Genomic DNA, 18888 nt, shown 5'->3' with positions numbered 1-18888 from the left:
CAATGGATCGGAGAAGACACATGAGCATGGACAAAGCCTCTTTTGCAGCCATCACGCGCCGCAAAATCCTGCAGACCACGGCAGCCCTGGGTGGCATGTCTATGGGTTTCCCGGCCATCGTGCAGGCCCAGGGCGACCAGCCGGTGAAGCTCGGGGTGGACAACCCGCTGACAGGCACCTATGCCATCACGGGGCGCAATGAACTGCATGGCATGGAACTCGCCGTCGAGCAGATCAATGCCAAGGGCGGCATTCTTGGGCGGCCGGCCAAGCTGATCGTCGAAGACTCCACCAGCGGTGACGCAGGCGTCGCCGTGCAGAAGGCGCGCAAGCTGATCGATCGCGACAAGGTGGATTTTCTGGTGGGCAACGTCAACTCGGGGCTCACCATGGCGATGTCGGCCGTGGCCTATGAAAAAGGGGTTTTCCTGATGGACCCGGGCGGCCACGCCGATCCGATCACCGGCAAGGAATGCCACTGGAACGTGTTTCAGGTGGACCCCTCCACCACCCTGCTGGTCAACGCGATTGCGCCGTCGCTGGTCAAGCGCTTTGGCAAGAAGTTCTACTTCCTCGTGCCCGATTACGCCTTCGGCCACGGGCTGCTGGAGGCCTACAACGTCAACCTCAAGAAACTGGGCGCGACCAATGTGGGCACCGACCTGATCCCATTGGGAACCACCGAATATTCCTCCTACCTGATCAAGGCGCAGGCGGCTAGCCCGGATGTCATCGTCATCCTGCAAAACGGCGAAGACCAGACCAATGTGCTCAAGCAGGCGGTGCAGTTCGGGCTGGACAAGAAATTCCACATCGCTGGCGCCAACATCGAGCTGGAAACGCTGGAGGCGCTGCCGGAGAACGCGCGCATCGGCAACTGGGTGATCGAGTGGTACTGGAACCAGCCCGGCGTGGCGCATGTGCAGGCGTTCACGGAGGCCATCAAGAAGAAGACCGGCCGCGTGCCTACGGCGCGTACCTGGTTTGGCTTCACCGCCATCCATGCCTGCGCGCTGGCGGCCAACACCGCCAAGTCCCTGGTGCCGGTGAAGATGGCAAAGGCGTTGAACGGTTTCACGTTGCCGCCGGAGGTGGCGCTGCAGCCGCATCCGGCCACCTTCCGTGCCGATCAGCATCTCCTGATCGGCACGCTCTGGGCGGGGCATGCGCAGGCCACGGGCAGCGCGCCCGACGATCTTTTCAAGATCGATGAAGTCATCGAGAGCAAGACCATTGCGCCGACGGTCGAGGAGACCGGATGCCGGATGACCTGGCCCAGTTGAGCGCCACAAGCCATTGAGCCGACGGCTCCCGCGCCGATTGCCGCGCGGGAGCCGTCTTGTGCCGCAGCGAATCTGCCGGATGCATGGCAGGCCGCACGCGGCGTGGTCGGATGGAGAGCCCGCGTGACCCAACTGGTACTTCTGAACATCTTCAATGGCCTGGTGATCGGCGCCTTTTATGCGCTGATGGCGCTGGGCTTGTCCCTCATCATCAACCTGACGAATGTCATCAATTTCGCCCACGGAGGCTTCCTGGCCGTCGGTGCCTACCTGGGCTATACGCTGCAGCCCTACCTGGGGTTCTGGGGTGCTCTCCTCATATCTCCGTTCCTGACGGCCTTGATAGGCATTGTGGTGGAGCGGGTGCTGATCCGGCCACTCTACAGCCGTGACCCGCTTTACGGCCTGCTGCTGACCTTTGGCCTGGCGTTTGTCATCCAGGATTCAGTGCGCATGATCTGGGGTGCGCAGGGCTTGCCTTTCAAGGTGCCTGAGGTGCTGCAATCGCCACTCAGCTCGACGCTGTTCTTCCTGACCGGCTACCGGGTCTTCATGGTGGTGCTGGTTGCGGTGGTGGTGGCTGCGCTGTTCCTGATCCTGAAGAAGACGCGCCTGGGCATGCGCATCCGGGCCGGTACGCTGGATCTTGAAATGGTCTCGGCGCTGGGCGTGGATGTGCGCATCCTGCGCAACCTCAATTTCGGCCTGGGCATCTTCTTTGCGGGGCTGGCCGGAGTGCTCGCGGCCGGCATGCTGGGGCTCACGCCGACGATCGGCGACCAGCTCATCATGCCCAGCTTCGTGGCGGTCATCGTAGGGGGGCTGGGCAGCCTGGTCGGCACGCTCTTCGGCGGCTTGCTGATCGGCGTGGCGGCGGGCGTGGTGACGGTGTTCTTTCCGTCCGCGTCGGAGGCCACCATCTACGTGATGATGGCGCTGGTGCTGCTGTTCCGCCCCTACGGCCTGTTTGGCGAGGAAGGCGGGACCAAGCTGTGATCCACCGTCCGAACTCCCCCAATCTCGTCCTGGTAGCCCTGCTCTGGCTGGTGCTGCTGACCATACCGCTATGGGTGGCGGCCGTGGGTGGCTATGTGGATCTTGCCTCCCGCGTGCTGGTGATAGGGCTGGCGGCCATGGCGACCAATCTGCTGGTAGGGCATTCCGGCATCAACGCGTTCGGGCATGCCGCCTACTTTGGCGTGGCCGCCTATGCCACCGGGCTCATCATGAAACACCTGGTGCCCAGCACGCCCGTGGGGCTGCTGGCGGGCATCATCGTGGGCACGGCCGCCGGGGCGCTGATCGGCTATCTGCTGTCGCGCCTGCGCAAAATCTACTTTGCCCTGGCGACGATCGCCTTCGGGCAGGTGTTTTTCTTCATCGCGTTTCGCTGGAATGCCGTCACCGGCGGCGACAACGGGCTGACTTTTCAGCGATTACCGATCAACTTCGGCTTCGGCCAGATCGACTTGCCGTCGAGCGCGACCTTCTACTACTTCGTGCTCGCCGTCTTTGCCAGCGCCGCCGTGCTGATGGGTATCGTGCTGCGTTCTCCGTTCGGCCGTTCCATGCTGGCCATGCGCGAGAACGAGCGGCGCGCCACCTTTCTGGGCATTCCCGGCAATCGCCATGTGTGGATCGCCTACACGATTTCATGCCTGTTCGTCTCGGTGGCGGGCTCGCTCTATGGCCTGCTCAACAACTTCGTCAACCCGCACGATCTGCACTGGACGCAATCGGGCGACTTCGTGCTTATGGCGGTGATCGGCGGCATGCGCTCCTTCTGGGGGCCCTTGCTGGGCGCGGCGATTTTCGTGGTGGCCCAGGATTCGCTCTCCAGCATCACCGACAACTGGATGTTCTACATCGGCCTGCTGTTCGTGCTGGTCGTGCTGTTCCTGCCGCGCGGCATCGCCGGGCTCCTGCAGAGGAAAGCATCATGAGCCTGCTTGAAGTGCGCAGCGTCACGCAACGCTTCGGCGAGCTGGCCGCCGTCAAGGATGTCTCCCTCAGCGTCGAGCCCGGTGAGCTGCACGCCATCATCGGCCCCAACGGAGCGGGCAAGACGACGTTCTTCAACATGATCAGCGGCTTTTACCGGCCGACGGCCGGCAGCATCTGGTTTGATGGCGTCGATGTCACGGCAGTACCGCCGAACGAACGCGTCGGCATGGGCATGGCGCGCACCTTTCAGATCACCGAAGTGTTTCCTGAGCTTTCGGTGCGCCAGAACCTGCGCATCGCGGTGGAGATCACGCAGGGCCTGCGGCTGCAGCTGTTCAGCAGGCGCGGGCAGACCGCGGCCACCGAGGCGCGTGTGGACGAACTGCTGGAGCTGGGTGCCCTGGGCGCCAATGCCGACCGCAATGTGGGCGAGCTGTCGCATGGCGATCAGCGCACGACGGAAATCATGATGGCGCTGGCGACCAACCCCAAGCTGCTGCTGCTCGATGAGCCCGCGGCGGGGATGGGAACCAAGGAGACCTTCGACACGGCGGTGCTGATCCGGCGGCTGCATCGCAAGCACAAGCTCACCATTGTTCTCGTCGAGCACGACATGCGCGTGATCTTCAATCTGGCTGACCGCATCACCGTGCTGGCAGAGGGCGAAGTGCTCGACCGGGGCACGCCGGACGAAATAGCCGCAAGCGAAAAGGTGCAAGTGGCCTACCTTGGGGAAAAGCGTGAAGGCACTTGAAGTCCATCAACTGAACACCTTCTACGGCAAGAGCCATGTGCTGCATGGCGTGGACCTGGAAGTCGGCGAGGGCGAGCTGGTGACGCTGCTGGGCCGCAATGGCGCGGGCAAGTCCACCACCCTGCGCAGCATCATGGGGCTCACCCCGGCGCGATCGGGCCAGGTGAAGATATTCGGGACCGAATCCACGCAGCTACCCTCGTTTCGCATTGCCCAGCTGGGCGTGGGGTTCGTGCCCGAAGGGCGGCGCGTGTTTTCCCATCTGACGGTGGAGGAAAATCTGAAGGTGCCGATGGATCGGCCAGGGCACTGGAACATTGCCCGCGTCTACGAGTTGTTCCCAAGGCTCGCGGAGCGCAAGCGCCACATGGGGCGGCAGCTATCAGGAGGCGAGCAGGAAATGCTCTCCATCGCCCGTGCGCTGCTGCTCAATCCCAGGCTGCTGCTGCTCGACGAGCCTTCGCAGGGGCTGGCGCCCATCATCGTGCAGAACGTCTTCAAGGTGATTGTCGCGGCGCGCAACGCCGGCACCTCGGTGCTGCTCATCGAGCAGAACGTGCGTGCGGCCACCGAGATTGCCGACAGGGCTTACGTCCTGGATCGCGGCACCATCACGTACAGCGGCCCGGCCGCGGAATTCGGCCGGGACGAGAAGCGCGTGCAGGAACTGGCGGGCGCCAGCGCGCAGAAGTGGGAGTTCCCCGACGATTGAGACCGTGCCGTCAGAGGCCGGCTGCCAAGGTGTAGGGCAGGGGCTTGATCTGCAGCAGCGCACCGTTGGATGGCGCAGTGCGCAGTTCGCCCTCCGTGCCATCGATTGGCAGCACGACCAGGGCAGCGTGGCCGCCATGGGGCGATGGGGCTGCCTGCACCACCGTGCCTACGCTGTCCTCTGCGCGGAAAATGGTGTCGCCCACGGCGAGCGCGCCCTGGCTGTGTGCCAGATAGGTGCGGCGCTTGACGCTGCCGCGAAACTGGCTGCGCGCCACCACCTCCTGCCCGGGATAGCAGCCTTTGTGAAAATCCACGGCGCCCACGGATTCGAGGTTCAGCATCTGCGGCACGAAGGCATTGGCGACCGGCTGGCTGATCGTCACCACCCCGCTGCGCACTTCGCTCCAAAGCCACTGCGCCGCATCGCCAGCAGGTGCCGCAGGAGGAGGTTTGCCAGCGGGTGCGAGCCACAGCGCACGCATGCAGCCATCCGCTGGATGCAGCGCCACAGCGTGGGCGCTGCCAAGCGTTTGACAGAGGCCGGGATTGGCACCGGCAGGCAGCAGCGACTGTGCGGTGCCGCCCAGCAAGCCCAAGAGCTGCATGCCTTCCGTGGCGTCGTGCAGCGTCAGCTGTGCGTGCAGCGTAAACAGCGCAAGGCGCTTGAGCGTGCTGGCCAGCACGCTGCGGTGGCATACCAGCAGGAATTCCTGCGGGTCCGTGCGCAGCACGAGGAAGCTGGCGAGCACACGGCCTTTGGGAGAGAGGTAGGCGGCCAGGCGCGCCTGGCCGGCGCCCAGATGCAGCATGTCCTGCGTCAACTGGCTGTGCAGAAAATCGGCCGCATCCGGCCCTCTCGCTTGGATAACGCCCAAGTGGGTCGGCAGGGTGGCGTCTTCGACAGGCGCGGGCGTAGCGTGCGGCATGTGTCCATTATGATGACCGATTGCCTCTTCGCCCGCTGATGCGCGATGCGCCGTTTTTTTCTCGTGCTGATTTTCGTTGCCGCTGCCGTGGCGGGTGCAGCCGCTTGGTGGCTGCATGCGCCAATGGCGTCGGGCGGCGCAGCAGCGATCGAACTTGAAGTGGAGCCTGGCGCCACGCCGCGCGCCGTCGCTCAGGCGGCGGCGCAGGCGGGCCTGCAGGTGCCGCCGCGCCTGCTGTGGCTGTGGTTTCGGCTCTCAGGCGAAGATCGGCAGATCAAGGCGGGCAATTACGAGATTCCCGCCGGGACGACGCCGGTGCAGTTGTTGCAAAAGCTGGTGCGCGGCGATGCCACCATGCGCACCGTCATGCTGATCGAAGGCTGGAACATGCGCCAGGTGCGCGCGGCGCTGGCGCATGCCGACAGCCTCAAGCCGGATACGCGGGGCATGGATGACGCCGCGCTGATGGCTGCCCTGGGGCGTGCGGGTGTGTCGCCCGAGGGCCGGTTCTTTCCCGACACCTATGCCTACGCCAAGGGCAGCAGTGATATCGCGGTACTGCGCCGCGCGATGCGGCAGATGGACAAGCGCCTGGATGCCGCGTGGGCGGCGCGCGCGCCGGGCCTGCCGCTCGCATCGGCTGATCAGGCGCTCATCCTGGCCAGCCTGGTGGAGAAGGAGACCGGCCGCGCGCAAGACCGCGCGCAAATCGCCGGCGTCTTCATCAACCGGCTGCGCGCGGGCATGCTGCTGCAGACCGACCCGAGCGTGATCTACGGCTTGGGCGCGCAGTTCGATGGCAACCTGCGCAAACGCGATCTGCAGACCGACACGCCCTACAACACCTACACGCGCGCCGGCCTGCCGCCGACGCCGATTGCGATGCCGGGCCGCGCGGCGCTGCTGGCAGCCGTGCAGCCTGAGTCCACGAAAGCGCTGTATTTTGTAGCGCGTGGTGATGGCAGCAGCCAGTTCAGCGCCACGCTGGACCAGCACAACAAGGCGGTCAATCGCTACCAGCGGGGCGGCAAATGAGCCGGGGGCTCTTCATCACCTTCGAGGGCATCGATGGTGCGGGCAAATCCTCGCATATCGCGCTGCTCGCCGACGCCTTGCGCAGCGCCGGGCGCGAGGTGGTGCTGACGCGTGAGCCCGGCGGTACGCCGCTGGCCGAAAAGCTGCGCGAACTGCTGCTGCACGAACCCATGGATGCGCTGACCGAGGTGCTGCTGGCCTTTGCCGCGCGGCGCGACCATCTGCGCCAGGTCATTGGCCCGGCGCTGGCCAAGGGTCAGGTGGTGTTGTGTGACCGGTTCACGGACGCCACCTTTGCTTATCAGGGCGCAGGGCGCGGGTTTGATGGTGAAGTACTATCATATATGGAGCTATTGGTACAGACTGGTATTGGGCTAAATGGCGATTTGATGTTGAGCCCGGATGTGACGCTATGGTTTGACCTGCCCCCCATGGTGGCCGCAGCGCGGCTGGCGGATGCACGCGCGCCGGATCGGTTTGAGTCCGAGCCGCTGGCGTTTTTCAGCCGTGTGGCGCAGGGCTATGCCGATCGCGCAGCGCAGGCACCGCAGCGCATTGCCCGCATCGATGCTGCACTGGAACGCGAGCAGGTGGCTGCGCAGGTGCTGGCGGCCGTTGCGGCACGCGGCTGGCTGGGAGCAGGTCCGCATGGCTGAAGCGGCCCCCTGGATTGCGCGCCAGCGCGGCCAGCTGCTGGCGCAGCGCGGCCATGCCTGGCTGCTGCATGGCCCTTCGGGGCTGGGGCAATACGCACTGGCGCTGGAGCTGGTGCGCGCCTGGCTGTGCGATGCACCCACATCCCATGGCGCCTGTGGCCAATGCGCCAGTTGTCACGGCATCGCGGTGCGCACCCATGCCGATCTGCGCGTGCTCATGCCCGAGGTGCAGATGCAGCAGCTGGGCTGGCCACTGCCGGAAAAGGCCCAGACTGACATCGACGAAAAAAAGCGCAAACCCAGCCGAGAAATTCGCGTCGATGCAATGCGCGACGCAGTGGAGTTTGCCCAGCGCACCAGCGCCCGCGGGCGCGGCAAGGCGGTGCTGGTGTACCCGGCCGAGCAGATGAATGCCGTCACGGCCAATGCCTTGCTCAAAACCCTGGAAGAACCGCCGGGCGACGTGCGTTTCGTGCTGGCGAGCGAGGCCGCGCACCAGTTGCTGCCCACGATCCGCAGCCGCTGCCAGGCCCATGCCCTGCAGTGGCCTGCAGAGGCCGAAGCGCGGGCCTGGCTGGTCGCGCAGGGCGTGGCGGCGGATGCTGCGCCGGTGTGGCTGCGTGCTGCAGGTGGGCGGCCGGCGGATGCACTGGTGCAGGCGCAGGCCGGCGGCAGTCCGCAGGTATGGGCGCGCCTGCCGCAGGCGCTCGCGCGCGGCGATGCGACGGCGCTGGCCGGCATGGAACCGCCGCGGGCGGTCGAGGTGCTGCAAAAGCTTTGCCACGATGCGCTGGCGCAGCGCGTGGGCGCCGCGCCGCGCTACTTCGCCGCCGCGGACCTGCCGCCGCCCGCGCGATTGCCCTCCATCTCCGTGCTCACCCGCTGGGCCGCGCTGCTGCGCGAGCAGGCACGCACGGCAGAGCATCCTTTCAACGCGGGCCTGATGCTCGAAGCCCTCACCGCCCAGGCGCGCGAAACTCTGGGCCATGCCCTAAACTCCGATCACTCGAACCGCCGCTGACACACACCGACATGGCTACCCCCGCCAATGCACCGCGCCCCAGCGTGATGCAGCTCAACATCAAGGACAAGGCGATGCTGCACGCGTCGTTCATCCCGCTGTTTGCCGAAGGGGGCATCTTCGTGCCGACCACGCGCGAATACCGGCTGGGTGACGATGTCTACGTGCTGCTCTCGCTGCCCGAGCAGCCGCAGCGCTACCCCATTGCCGGCAAGGTGGCGTGGGTCAACCCCGCGCGCGCCGGCGGCGGCCGCACCCAAGGCGTGGGCGTGCGTTTTCCGGACGACGACAAGGCGCGTCAGCTCAAGCTCAAGATCGAGGAAATCCTCGGCGCGCTGCTGGGTTCGGACAAGCCGACGCAGACCATTTGAATGCCCTTGCCACCTGGCACGCAGCCTGCGTGCGGCGTGAACCATGTTTGTCGATTCCCACTGCCATTTGAACGACCTCGGGCTGCGTCCGCAGCTGAGCGCCATCCGCGCGGCGATGGCGCAGGCACAGGTGGACCGTGCGCTGTGTATCTGCACCACGATGGAGGAATTCCCTGAGGTGCACCAGCTCGCGCTTGACCATGACAACTTCTGGGCCAGCGTGGGCGTACATCCCGAGACCGAAGACATGACCGAGCCCAGTGCCGAGGCACTTGCGCGCCTGGCGGTGCTGCCGCGTGTCGTCGCGGTGGGAGAAACCGGGCTGGACTACTACCAGCTCGATGAACGCAAGGGCGGCCGCAGCGTGGCAGACCTTGAATGGCAGCGCGAGCGCTTTCGCATGCACATCCGCGCCGCGCGCAGGGCGGACCGACCGCTGGTGATCCACACGCGCAGCGCGAGCGAAGACACGCTCGCCATCCTGCGGGACGAAGGCGAGGACGGCGGTGCGGGCAGTGCCGGCGGCGTGTTTCACTGCTTCACCGAAAGCATGGAAGTCGCGCGCGCCGCACTGGATCTGGGTTTCCATATTTCGTTTTCCGGCATCGTCACCTTCAAGAAGTCGCAGGATCTGCGCGAAGTGGCGGCCTTCGTGCCGATCGACCGCATGCTGATCGAGACCGACAGCCCTTACCTGGCACCCGTACCCATGCGCGGCAAGCCCAACAGCCCCGCCTATGTGCCGTATGTGGCGCAGCAGGTGGCGCAGGTGCGCGGCGTGGACATCACCGAGATTGCGCAGGCCACCAGCCGCAACTTCGAGCGGCTTTTCCTGAAAGGCACGGCGGCGTGACGGCGCGCAGGCGTCTGCTGCTCCTGGCATCGCTGGCATCGCTGGCGCTGCTGGCACCGGTCGCCAGCGCAGGCGCGTATGAAGACTTTTTCAAGGCCATCGAACTGGACGACGACCGCACGATCGCAGACTTGCTGCGCCGCGGGTTTGATCCGAACGCGCGCGACTCCCACCGCCAGCCGGCAATCATCGTTGCGCTGGACAAGGATTCACGCAAGGTGGCAGCCGTGCTTCTGGCGAATCGCAAGCTCAAGGTCGAAGCGCGCAATGCCAAGGACGAGAGCGCGCTGATGATGGCGGCGCTGCGCGGCAATCTGGAGGCGGCACGCACCTTGATCGCGCGCGACGCCGACGTGAACAAGACGGGCTGGACGCCGCTGCACTACGCCGCCAGCGGCAGTGCGGATACCGCCCAGGCCATGGTGCGTCTGCTGCTGGAGCATTCGGCCTACATCGACGCCGGCTCGCCCAACGGCACCACGCCGCTGATGATGGCGGCGCAATACGGCGAGATCGACGTCGCCCGTCTGCTGCTGCAGGAGGGGGCCGATCCCACGATCAAGAACCAGCTGGGCCTCACGGCTGCCGACTTCGCGCGCAAGGCCGAGCGCGACGGCCTGGTGCAGGACATCGTGCGCGCCCTGCAGCAGCAGCGGCCCAACAAGGGGCAGTGGTAGTGGCTACGGGTGCCCAGCCGACCTGAGCCGCGCATACAGCCCGCCAGCGGCCAGCAACTCGGCATGCGTGCCCTGCTCGGCGATGCGGCCATGCTCCATCACGATGACGCGGTCGGCATGCTCGATCGTGGAGAGGCGGTGCGCGATGATCAGTGTCGTGCGCCCATGCATCAGCCGCTGCAGCGCCTGCTGCACCAGGCGCTCCGACGTCGTATCCAGCGCCGAGGTCGCCTCGTCCAGGATCAGGATGGGCGCATCCCTGTAGAGCGCGCGCGCAATCGCCAGCCGCTGGCGCTGTCCGCCCGAGAGCTGCGTGGCGTTGTGCCCCACCTCGGTATGCATGCCCTGTGCCAGCGTCGCCACATGCTCGGCCAGGTTGGCCGCTTCCAGACTGCGCTGCACGCGTGCTTCGTCAATGGTCGTGCCCAGCGCCACGTTGGCGGCGATGCTGGTGTTGAACATCACCACGTCCTGGCTCACCAGCGCAAATTGCTGGCGCAGGCTGCGCAGGGTCCAATCCTGCAGCGCCACGCCGTCCAGCGTGATGCTGCCGCCATCGGGCGTGATGAATCGCGGCAACAGGTTGACCAGCGTGCTCTTGCCCGCCCCCGATGGGCCTACCAGCGCCACCACTTCACCCGGCTTCACGGCAAGCGTGATGCCGTCGAGCGCGAAGATCTGCTTGCCGCCGTAGCACACGCGCACGTCTCGCAGCTCGATCGCGCCGCGGGCTCGCCCGCCTTGGTAATTGCCTTCGTCTTCAGGCTGTGTCTTGTCCAGCAGGCTTTGCCCGCGTTCCAGGGCCGCAACGCCGCGCGTGATCGGATTGGCGATATCGGCCAGGCGCTTGATGGGAGAAATCAGCATCAGCATGGCCGCTATGAAGGCCGCAAAACCGCCGACGCTCACGGCTTGCGCGCTGTTGCCGCGCCCCTGCCACAACGCAATGCAGATCACGGTGGACAATGCGGCGGCGGCCAGCAGCTGGATGGCCGGCGTCATGGCGCCCGAGGCGACGGTGGATTTCATCGCCAGCTGCCGCAGCCGCTCGCTCAGCAGCCCGAAGCGGCTTGCTTCCTGCGCCTGCGCACCGTGCAGCCGCACCACGCGGTGCGCGAGCACGTTTTCTTCGACCACATAGGCCAGGTCGTCGGTGGCGCCCTGGCTGGCGCGGGTGATGCGGTACAGGCGTTTGGACAGCGTCGTCATCACCCAGGCCACCGCTGGCACCATGAAGGCGACGATCAGCGTCAATTGCCAGTTCAGGTAGAGCAGGTAGCCCAGCAGCGCGATCACGGTAAACCCGTCGCGCGATGCGCCCAGCACCGCCTGCACCAGCACGGTGAAGCCGTTCTGCACTTCATACACCACGGTGTTGGAGAGCGTGCTGGCCGATTGGCGCTCGAAGATGTCCATGCGGGCAGCCAGCAAACGGTCGAAGAGTGCCGCGCGCAGGCGCACCATGCCCTCGTTGGCGATGCGCGCCAGTGCGTACTTGCCCGTGAACTGCGCCACGCCCCGAATCAGGAACACGCCGATGATGGCCACGGGCACCAGCCACAGCGGCAGCGATCCTTCGGTGAATCCCTCATCCAGCAGGGGCTTGAGCAGTGCCGGGATCAGCGGTTCGGTAGCCGCCGCCACCATCGTGGTGAGCAGGGCCACGATCCATTCCAGACGCTGGTCGCCGAAGTAGGGCCGCAGACGCCTGAGGCGCATGCCTAGCGGCTGGGCCGGCGGCGCCAGCGGGCTCGCAGTAGAATCATGGTCTTGCATTGATTGCAAATTTTACGTTGGGGTGGTTGCTGAGCGGCACAGTTTGTCACATGGTTTGCTACGCTATGTGTAACATTCAACGCTTTGTCTGAAGGCTTTTGCGAGTCACTGCTTGTGATGATTTCTGCCCCCCCCTCCCAGCTCTCCCCTTCCAGGCGCCAGTGGCTGGCTGCTGCGGCGCTCGCTGCCGCGGCACCGGCAATGGCGCAATTTCGCGTTGAAATCACCGGTGTAGGCCTGACCCAGATGCCGGTCGCCGTCCCGCCATTGCGGGGCGAGGAAGCCTCGCCGCAGAAAATTTCGCAGATCGTCCTGGCCGATCTGGAGCGCAGCGGGCGCTTCATCGGTGTGGATGCGTCCGGTGCCCAGCTGGATGAAACCTCCCGCCCCGATTTGTCGCAATGGCGCGAGCGCAAGGCCGATGCGCTGAGCGTGGGCAGCATCACCCAGTTGGCCGACGGACGCTGGGATACGCGCTTTCGCCTCTGGGATGTGGTGCGCGGGCAGGATCTGAGTGGTCAGAGCTACACCGTCACCCGCGCCGATCTGCGCCTGGTGGCGCACCGCATTGCGGATTACATCTATGAAAAACTCACTGGCGAGCGTGGCATTTTTTCCACCCGCATCGCCTACGTCACCAAGGTGGGCAATCGCTACAGCCTGTGGGTGGCCGATGCCGATGGCGAGAATGCGCAGTCGGCGCTTTCCAGCCCCGAGCCCATCATTTCGCCCGCCTGGTCGCCTTCGGGTACCCAACTGGCCTACGTGTCGTTCGAGTCGCGCAAGCCCGTGGTCTACGTGCACGATATCGCCACCGGACGGCGGCGGCTGATCGCCAATTTCCGCGGCTCCAACAGCGCGCCGGCCTGGGCGCCGGACGGCCGCACGCTGGCCGTCACGCTCAGCCGCGATGGCGGCTCGCAGCTCTACACCATCAGCAGCAGCGGGGGAGAGCCCACGCGGCTGATGCAGAGCGCCGGCATCGATACCGAACCGATCTACTCCAGTGACGGGATGATTTATTTTGTGAGCGATCGTGGCGGTTCGCCGCAGATCTACCGCGTCGGTGCCAACGGCGGCAATCCCGAGCGCATCACCTTCCAGGGCAATTACAACATCTCGCCCGCCATCAGCCCCGATGGGCAGTGGCTGGCCTACATCGCGCGCGTCAATGGTGCGTTCAAGCTGCATGTGATGGACCTCAAGTCGCACACAACAAACGCCATCACCGATACCACCGAGGACGAGAGCCCGAGCTTTGCGCCCAATGGCAAGCTGATCGTCTATGCCACGCGCCAGCAGGGCAAGGAGATGCTGATGACGACGACGCTGGACGGCAAGATCAAGGCCAGGCTTGCCGGGCAGAGCGGGGATATCCGCGAGCCGGCGTGGGGCCCTTTCCAGAAGCAATGATTTCTTTTTCAAACAAGCGAGAGTTCAACGTGAAAAATTTTGGTATCAACCGCATGTCTCTGGCCCTGGTGGCAGCTGCCCTGGTGGTGGGCTGCAGTTCGGGCGTCAAACTCAATCAGCCGCCGGTTGAAGACAAGGGTGCGGCATCTACCAGCGGCAGCAACGGCGCAAGCCAGAGCGGCGTGGCTCCGGTCGATCTGAACGCCACGCAAGGCACGGCGCAGGGGCCGGTTGGCGTGGCGCGCATCCTCTATTTCGGCTTTGACAGCTATTCGGTCAAGCCCGAATACCAGTCCGTGCTCGATGCCCACGCGCGCTACCTCAAGAGCCACACGGCCACGCGCGTGACGCTGGAAGGCAATACCGACGATCGCGGAGGGCGCGAGTACAACCTGGCGCTGGGCCAGAAGCGCGCCGACGCGGTGCGCCGCGCGCTGGGCTTGCTGGGTGTACCGGAATCGCAGATGGAAGCGGTGAGTTTCGGCAAGGAAAAGCCGGCGGTGCAAGGCTCTTCTGAAGAGGCCTTCGCCAAGAACCGCCGCGTTGAGCTGACCTACCACTGAAAGGAGCGGGTGCATGCAGCGATTGACCCTACGCTGGTGGCTGGCCGTCGCATGCGCGCTGCTGGCGCTGGGCGCATCGGCGGCGCATGCGGCGCTGTTTGAAGACGATGAAGCGCGCCGGGCCATTCTGGAGATGCGCCAGCGCATCGATCAGCTGCAGCAGGGCAGCCAGCGGTCGGGCGATGACTCCGCGCAGTTGCGCCGCAGCCTGCTCGACCTGCAGGCGCAGATCGAATCGCTGCGTGGCGATCTTGCCGATCTGCGCGGACAGAACGAAAAGCTGCGCCGCGACGTGACCGATCTGCAGCAGCGCCAGAAAGATGTCGCCAAGAGCGTTGACGACCGACTGCGCAAGTTCGAACCCGAAACCGTGCAGGTGGACGGCCGCGAATTCAAGGCGGAGCCCGCAGAAAAGAACGACTACGAGGCTGCCTTGGCGGTTTTCCGCACCGGCAAATTTGCCGATGCCGCGACGGCATTCCAGGGTTTTGTCGGCAAGTACCCGCAGTCCGGCTACCTGCCCTCGGCGCGTTTCTGGCTTGGCAACGCGCAATACGCCACGCGCGCCTACCAGGCGGCCATCGATAACTTCAAGGCGCTGCTGGCCAGCGCGCCTGACCACGCGCGCGCTCCGGAAGCGGCGCTGTCCATTGCCAATTGCCAGGTCGAACTCAAGGACACCAAGGGCGCGCGCAAGACGCTGGAGGACCTGATCCGCGTCTACCCGCAGTCCGAGGCGGCAACTGCGGCCAAGGAACGGCTGTCGCGCCTGAAGTGACGGCCCCTGCCTTCGAGCCCGAGGTGGATCTCACCCGGCGTTTTGCCGGGCTGGAGCGTCTGTACGGTGCCGTCGGCGCAGCCCGCATCCAGGGTGCGCACGTCGTGGTGGTGGGTATCGGGGGCGTCGGCTCGTGGGCAGCAGAGGCGCTGGCGCGCAGCGGGATCGGGCAGATCACGCTGATCGACTTGGACCATGTGGCCGAGTCCAACATCAATCGCCAGGTGCATGCGCTGTCCACCACCGTGGGTCAGGCCAAGGTTTGCGCCATGGCCGAGCGCATTGCACTGATCCACCCCGGGTGCACCGTGCATTGCGTGGAAGACTTCGTCGAGCCCGACAACTGGCAGTTGCTGCTGCCGGACGCCGTGAACGCCGTCATCGATGCTTGTGATCAGGTGCGCGCGAAGACGGCCATGGCGGCCTGGGCGCTGCAAGAGTCCGTGCCCTTCATCACCGTCGGCGCCGCTGGTGGCAAGCAGCAGGCCGAACGCGTGGAGGTGGACGACCTTGCGGCTGTCACGCACGATCCGCTGCTGGCCAAGCTGCGCTACGCCCTGCGGCGCCACCATGGCGCGGCGCGTGATGGCCACCCGATCGGCATTCCCTGCGTCTTCAGCCGCGAGAGCGTGGCACCGCCAGATGCATCGTGCGCAGTGGCGGCGCCTGATGGCACGCTCAATTGTCATGGCTATGGCTCCAGCGTTGCGGTGACGGCCACGTTTGGCATGTGCGCTGCAGGCTGGGCGATGCGGGCCCTGGTAGCCAGGAAAGAGCGAAAAGCCACTTATAATCGCAGGCTTGGTTGAATTTGGGTCGTTAGCTCAGTCGGTAGAGCAGCGGACTTTTAATCCGTTGGTCGCGTGTTCGAGTCACGCACGACCCACCAATACAGACAAGGAAAGCGTGCTATGTTTTGCATAGTGCGCTTTTTTCTTGGTGACAGTCTGGTGACAGTTTTAGGCGCGATGCCCTCCTTTAAGCCGACATTCACCGCCGCGCCATGTCGTTGAACCTGCGCATATCGGCCAGTTCCTGGCGCAAGTCCTAGGAAAGCTGGCGCAGTTGCTGACGGTAGCCACCCTTCCAGGCGTTGCGTGAGGATCGCGTTTTACCCTCGGCGGATTGCGGGCCGGTGCTTTGCTCCCACGGTTGCCATTGCCGGATCAGCTCGGCCTGCCGTTGCCTGCGTTCCACAGTCCAGCCGTTTGCCATGGTGGTGCTCCAATAGTTCGTTTGGTTTGCTTTGTGTTTCTCCCGCGCTCGCGGGAGCGCCGTTGTTGACCTGCTGCGGCCCCTGCGCAATGTTCGCCTGCCGGATATAGGGCATGGGTTCTTCAGCAGCGCCAGAGTCTCCGCCGTCGTGCGTGCCTGAGACTGCGCTTTCAGGGCCAGGCGCAGCAGCACCTCGATACCCTTGAAAGACTCCTGCCGTCCTGAGCGCTGCGCCAGATTGTTGAACAGCGCGTCCAGTGTCATGAACTGGTGTGTGAGCATGCGCTCGATGCGGCCAAAGTTTCCGGCAACTGTTTCAGCTCCCGCCTTGCGCATCGCTGCCACCAGTTCGGTGATTCCAAGCTCGGGGCCTGCGCCAGCATAGGTTTGCAGCGTTGCAGCGGTGGATGTGCCATCCGTCACCAGCTTTGCCAGCGCCACGGAATGATTTTCGTCAGGCACTTCCACAACCTCCAGAACCTTCGGGTCACTTGCTGGTTTTTTCTTGGAGGTGAGTTTGCTGGTTGCCATCTTCATGCCCCTTCAAAAATCTCACGCCACTTGCTGAAACATCCGTCCATGATCTTCATCATTCACCGAAAATTTCCCTGATGCTGAGAGCGTTGCCCAGCATTGGCAAACCCTAGACGGTTTTGGTCGATTTGGCGCTGTACCAACTTTCAATCCTGCCCATGCAATCAACACCACGCTGATGGAGACACCGATGTCAGACACCATAGAAATCCTTGCGGATGACCACGACCGCCTGATGGCCGCCGTGCGTGTCAGTGCCAAATCAGATTTATCCCGGTTAGTTGATGCTGTGATTGCAGCCTTGCAGGACATGGATACCGTCGGCCTGTTTGGCGATGTTGCAACCCGCCATTTGTGGGATGAATACTGCTGGCAACTGCAAGAGGGCCCGTTTGACGAGGACGGCACCGGCTTTGGCTCCATCACCAGTGCGTTTGATGGCACGGTCAACACCGTTATCAATGCAGCGCTGGACAAGCTGCCTTCTCACACTTTGCTGTTTCTGAGTATCGCTGTGGGACAAGACTGTAGGCACCATGCGCAACCTGGCGAGCGGGTGCCGCAGTTCAAGCCGGTGTTCGAGGCTGCGCAGCGCTTTGGCGGATTCAAGTACGGGGTGCACCACGTCAACCCCGGCGTGCAGCGCTCAAACCAGCGAAACCGTAGCCTGCACCTGCTCCCACGGCGCGGTCAGCTTGCCGCCCTCGCGCACCAGCAGCCCGGCGGCCTCCAGGATGGCCACGTCGCCATGCACGTTCTTGTAATCGCGCCCCAGCGCCTGGGCCAGCTCACGCACATTGGCTGCGGCCTGCCGGTGCACGTGGCGCAGCAGTTCCAGGCGTTTGGGTGTCAAGGTGTCGAGCATGGTTTGCACGTCCAGAAAGGTGACGTGGTTTTCATTCACCTGCTCGCCAGCCGCCGCACGGTTCCACGCGCCTGCAAAGCGCGCGCCCATGTCGGCCAGATTGCCGACGTGTACCTGTACTTTGTTCATGATGCACCTCCATTGGCCTGCTGCACGTCCGCCAGAAAATCGGCCACCAACTGCTCCACGCTGGTGAAGTGGTAGGGGCTCTCCACCGCGCCGATATGCTTGTGGTCACCCTTGCCGCGCTCGTTGTCGTAAGCTACGATGCGCCGCCCATCGCGGCCATAGAACAGGCTGTATTTCAGTCCATGCGGGCGCTCGGGCGATGGTGCAGGCAACTGCCATATGACCATTTCCACAATCGCCCCATCGGGCAGCAGCGCCTTGTCGTAAAAAATGCGCCGTGCCTTCATATGGTGTATGAAACCATAATTTGCATGGTGGTGTCAAGGGGCCTGTTCAGGCCGTTTTGATATGCACCACATTGGCGCTTTGTTCTTGCAGCAGGTGCAGCAGCAGCGCCAGGGCTTCGCGCTTTTCATCAAGGTAGTCGTGCCCGTCGTAGTGCCGCGCCTGCACCCCGGCGATACCGTGGGACTGCAGGCGGCCTCGAATGTCTGAGCTCACGCGGGCGCTGGCCAGCAGGGTTTCCACGCCGGATCGGATGCGCTTGGTCTGGAAACCATCAATGCCTGCTGCGGCCTCTACCCTACCGCCCACGCGCTCAGGGTGGTCGCGGCCAGGTGGGTGTTTCCGCCATCGGTGCTGATTGCGTAGGTGCCCCGGGGCTGGCAGGCCAGCAGCGCCGCCGCCGCCTCGGGGATCAGTGGGATGGTGTGCGGCCTCGCCGGTTTGCCCGGTCTGCCCTTGCCGTCGTAGAGCGTGATTGCGCCCTCGGCAATATCGGCAGTGCGCAGGTTCACCAATTGCTCGATGCGCTGCCCGCCCGTCAGCAGGTGCAGGCGCAAGACTGCGCCCTTGAAACCGTCCATGCCCATGATGGCCTGCCAGTAGCTGCGCAGCTCCTGCACGCTCAACGGGTTTTTGTCCGCGCAATTGGCCGATTCATCAGGCTCGGTATCTGCCGCCGGGTTATGCGTGATGTGGTACGCCTTGAACCGAAGAGGAATACTCGCCTTGGAGCGCGCAGCCTTCGCAGTCTGGTATGCCGCCCGAACGTAGCTGCGCAATTTGTTGGCAGTGCGATCCTTGTCCAGCTCCACTACGCGCCGCATCATGTCCGCAATCTGCTCGCCAGAGACTTGATTGGCGGGCAGGCTGGTCACCCTGGGCCAGGGCTTCACGACGTGCAACTTGACGATGCTGCGCACGTCGGCATGGGATCGACGGCCTTGGAATTCCAGGTGGTCGGCATAGTCGCCCAGCAGGTGTTCCAAGGTGAATTGCCGCGCCTCGACCTGGGCTTGCGCCGCTGCTGCTTTGGCCTGCTGCGCCTCGGCCTTGATGGCGAGGATGCCGCCATCGTCCCGGCGGGCATGGTACTGCT

The 18888-nt window shown here is 64.6% G+C and carries 23 protein-coding genes and 1 tRNA gene; 16 read left to right on the top strand and 8 right to left on the bottom strand.

Annotated features, from left to right (window positions below; translation table 11 throughout):
• The first annotated feature begins 20 nt into the window (after nt 1-20).
• The 5 genes from K320_RS0113595 (at nt 21) to K320_RS0113575 (ending at nt 4693) form a co-directional block, all read left to right on the top strand.
• A complete protein-coding gene (locus K320_RS0113595) occupies nt 21-1283 on the top strand; it encodes an ABC transporter substrate-binding protein (protein ID WP_245593889.1) in 1263 nt (420 codons plus the stop codon).
• A 123-nt stretch (nt 1284-1406) separates the two neighbouring features.
• Complete coding sequence (locus tag K320_RS0113590) at nt 1407-2279, top strand: branched-chain amino acid ABC transporter permease (protein ID WP_024539381.1); 873 nt, start codon at nt 1407-1409, stop codon at nt 2277-2279.
• Nucleotides 2279-3226, top strand: coding sequence for a branched-chain amino acid ABC transporter permease (locus tag K320_RS0113585; RefSeq protein WP_051384943.1), 948 nt, complete (start codon nt 2279-2281; stop codon nt 3224-3226). The genes K320_RS0113590 and K320_RS0113585 overlap by 1 nt, the downstream gene beginning before the upstream one ends.
• Nucleotides 3223-3981, top strand: a complete 759-nt coding sequence (locus K320_RS0113580) for an ABC transporter ATP-binding protein (protein WP_024539379.1) — start codon at nt 3223-3225, stop codon at nt 3979-3981. Before K320_RS0113585 ends, K320_RS0113580 begins: the two co-directional genes overlap by 4 nt.
• On the top strand, nt 3968-4693 hold the full coding sequence (locus tag K320_RS0113575) for an ABC transporter ATP-binding protein (protein ID WP_024539378.1): 726 nt from the start codon (nt 3968-3970) through the stop codon (nt 4691-4693). Before K320_RS0113580 ends, K320_RS0113575 begins: the two co-directional genes overlap by 14 nt.
• Before the next feature lie 10 nt (nt 4694-4703).
• Here K320_RS0113575 and ygfZ read toward each other — a convergent pair whose 3' ends face one another.
• Entirely contained in the window at nt 4704-5621 is a 918-nt protein-coding gene (ygfZ, locus tag K320_RS0113570) for a CAF17-like 4Fe-4S cluster assembly/insertion protein YgfZ (RefSeq protein ID WP_024539377.1), read from the bottom strand.
• 45 nt (nt 5622-5666) lie between these two features.
• On the opposite strand from ygfZ, the gene mltG reads away from it, so the two are divergent.
• Genes mltG through K320_RS0113540 form a run of 6 tightly spaced genes read left to right on the top strand, consistent with a single transcriptional unit; the run spans nt 5667 to nt 10234 of the window.
• A complete protein-coding gene (gene mltG, locus K320_RS0113565; protein WP_024539376.1) occupies nt 5667-6656 on the top strand; it encodes an endolytic transglycosylase MltG in 990 nt (329 codons plus the stop codon).
• Nucleotides 6653-7312: a dTMP kinase gene (gene tmk / locus K320_RS0113560; RefSeq protein WP_024539375.1), complete on the top strand. Its 660-nt coding sequence runs from the start codon at nt 6653-6655 to the stop codon at nt 7310-7312. Before mltG ends, tmk begins: the two co-directional genes overlap by 4 nt.
• On the top strand, nt 7305-8333 hold the full coding sequence (locus tag K320_RS0113555; protein WP_024539374.1) for a DNA polymerase: 1029 nt from the start codon (nt 7305-7307) through the stop codon (nt 8331-8333). The genes tmk and K320_RS0113555 overlap by 8 nt, the downstream gene beginning before the upstream one ends.
• A gap of 11 nt (nt 8334-8344) precedes the next feature.
• Nucleotides 8345-8704 (top strand): PilZ domain-containing protein, encoded by a 360-nt coding sequence (locus tag K320_RS0113550; RefSeq protein ID WP_024539373.1) that lies wholly within the window; start codon nt 8345-8347, stop codon nt 8702-8704.
• Nucleotides 8705-8747: 43 nt separating this feature from the next.
• Nucleotides 8748-9557: a TatD family hydrolase gene (locus tag K320_RS0113545; protein WP_024539372.1), complete on the top strand. Its 810-nt coding sequence runs from the start codon at nt 8748-8750 to the stop codon at nt 9555-9557.
• Nucleotides 9554-10234 (top strand): ankyrin repeat domain-containing protein, encoded by a 681-nt coding sequence (locus K320_RS0113540; protein ID WP_024539371.1) that lies wholly within the window; start codon nt 9554-9556, stop codon nt 10232-10234. Before K320_RS0113545 ends, K320_RS0113540 begins: the two co-directional genes overlap by 4 nt.
• Nucleotides 10235-10237: 3 nt before the next feature.
• On the opposite strand, the gene msbA is transcribed toward K320_RS0113540, so the two are convergent.
• Nucleotides 10238-12010 (bottom strand): lipid A export permease/ATP-binding protein MsbA, encoded by a 1773-nt coding sequence (gene msbA / locus K320_RS0113535; RefSeq protein ID WP_024539370.1) that lies wholly within the window; start codon nt 12008-12010, stop codon nt 10238-10240.
• Between the two features lie 117 nt (nt 12011-12127).
• Here msbA and tolB point away from each other — a divergent pair, with 117 nt between their 5' ends.
• From tolB to K320_RS0113510, 5 genes are all read left to right on the top strand, one after another.
• On the top strand, nt 12128-13423 hold the full coding sequence (gene tolB / locus K320_RS0113530; RefSeq protein ID WP_024539369.1) for a Tol-Pal system beta propeller repeat protein TolB: 1296 nt from the start codon (nt 12128-12130) through the stop codon (nt 13421-13423).
• A 53-nt stretch (nt 13424-13476) separates the two neighbouring features.
• On the top strand, nt 13477-13986 hold the full coding sequence (gene pal / locus K320_RS0113525; protein ID WP_029696142.1) for a peptidoglycan-associated lipoprotein Pal: 510 nt from the start codon (nt 13477-13479) through the stop codon (nt 13984-13986).
• Nucleotides 13987-13999: 13 nt separating this feature from the next.
• Nucleotides 14000-14764, top strand: coding sequence for a tol-pal system protein YbgF (gene ybgF / locus K320_RS0113520; protein WP_024539367.1), 765 nt, complete (start codon nt 14000-14002; stop codon nt 14762-14764).
• Entirely contained in the window at nt 14761-15573 is an 813-nt protein-coding gene (locus tag K320_RS0113515) for a tRNA threonylcarbamoyladenosine dehydratase (RefSeq protein ID WP_024539366.1), read from the top strand. The genes ybgF and K320_RS0113515 overlap by 4 nt, the downstream gene beginning before the upstream one ends.
• A 4-nt stretch (nt 15574-15577) precedes the next feature.
• A tRNA-Lys gene (locus K320_RS0113510) sits at nt 15578-15653 on the top strand.
• A gap of 158 nt (nt 15654-15811) precedes the next feature.
• Here K320_RS0113510 and K320_RS18200 read toward each other — a convergent pair.
• From K320_RS18200 to K320_RS18195, 6 genes are all read right to left on the bottom strand, one after another.
• A complete protein-coding gene (locus K320_RS18200; RefSeq protein ID WP_051384927.1) occupies nt 15812-16516 on the bottom strand; it encodes a hypothetical protein in 705 nt (234 codons plus the stop codon).
• A 274-nt stretch (nt 16517-16790) separates the two neighbouring features.
• Nucleotides 16791-17138, bottom strand: coding sequence for a hypothetical protein (locus K320_RS0113500; RefSeq protein WP_024539365.1), 348 nt, complete (start codon nt 17136-17138; stop codon nt 16791-16793).
• A gap of 21 nt (nt 17139-17159) precedes the next feature.
• Nucleotides 17160-17507, bottom strand: coding sequence for an HVO_A0114 family putative DNA-binding protein (locus K320_RS0113495; protein WP_024539364.1), 348 nt, complete (start codon nt 17505-17507; stop codon nt 17160-17162).
• Nucleotides 17504-17794 (bottom strand): toxin-antitoxin system TumE family protein, encoded by a 291-nt coding sequence (locus K320_RS0113490; RefSeq protein ID WP_024539363.1) that lies wholly within the window; start codon nt 17792-17794, stop codon nt 17504-17506. The genes K320_RS0113495 and K320_RS0113490 overlap by 4 nt, the downstream gene beginning before the upstream one ends.
• A gap of 46 nt (nt 17795-17840) precedes the next feature.
• Nucleotides 17841-18035: a site-specific integrase gene (locus K320_RS18425; RefSeq protein ID WP_051384926.1), complete on the bottom strand. Its 195-nt coding sequence runs from the start codon at nt 18033-18035 to the stop codon at nt 17841-17843.
• Between the two features lie 50 nt (nt 18036-18085).
• Nucleotides 18086-18778, bottom strand: coding sequence for a site-specific integrase (locus tag K320_RS18195; RefSeq protein ID WP_051384925.1), 693 nt, complete (start codon nt 18776-18778; stop codon nt 18086-18088).
• Nucleotides 18779-18888: the final 110 nt, after the last annotated feature.

The organism is Comamonas badia DSM 17552 (genome assembly GCF_000484635.1).
Taxonomy (GTDB): Bacteria; Pseudomonadota; Gammaproteobacteria; order Burkholderiales; family Burkholderiaceae_C; genus Comamonas_C; species Comamonas_C badia.
This window is presented reverse-complemented; position numbering and strand designations above follow the sequence as displayed.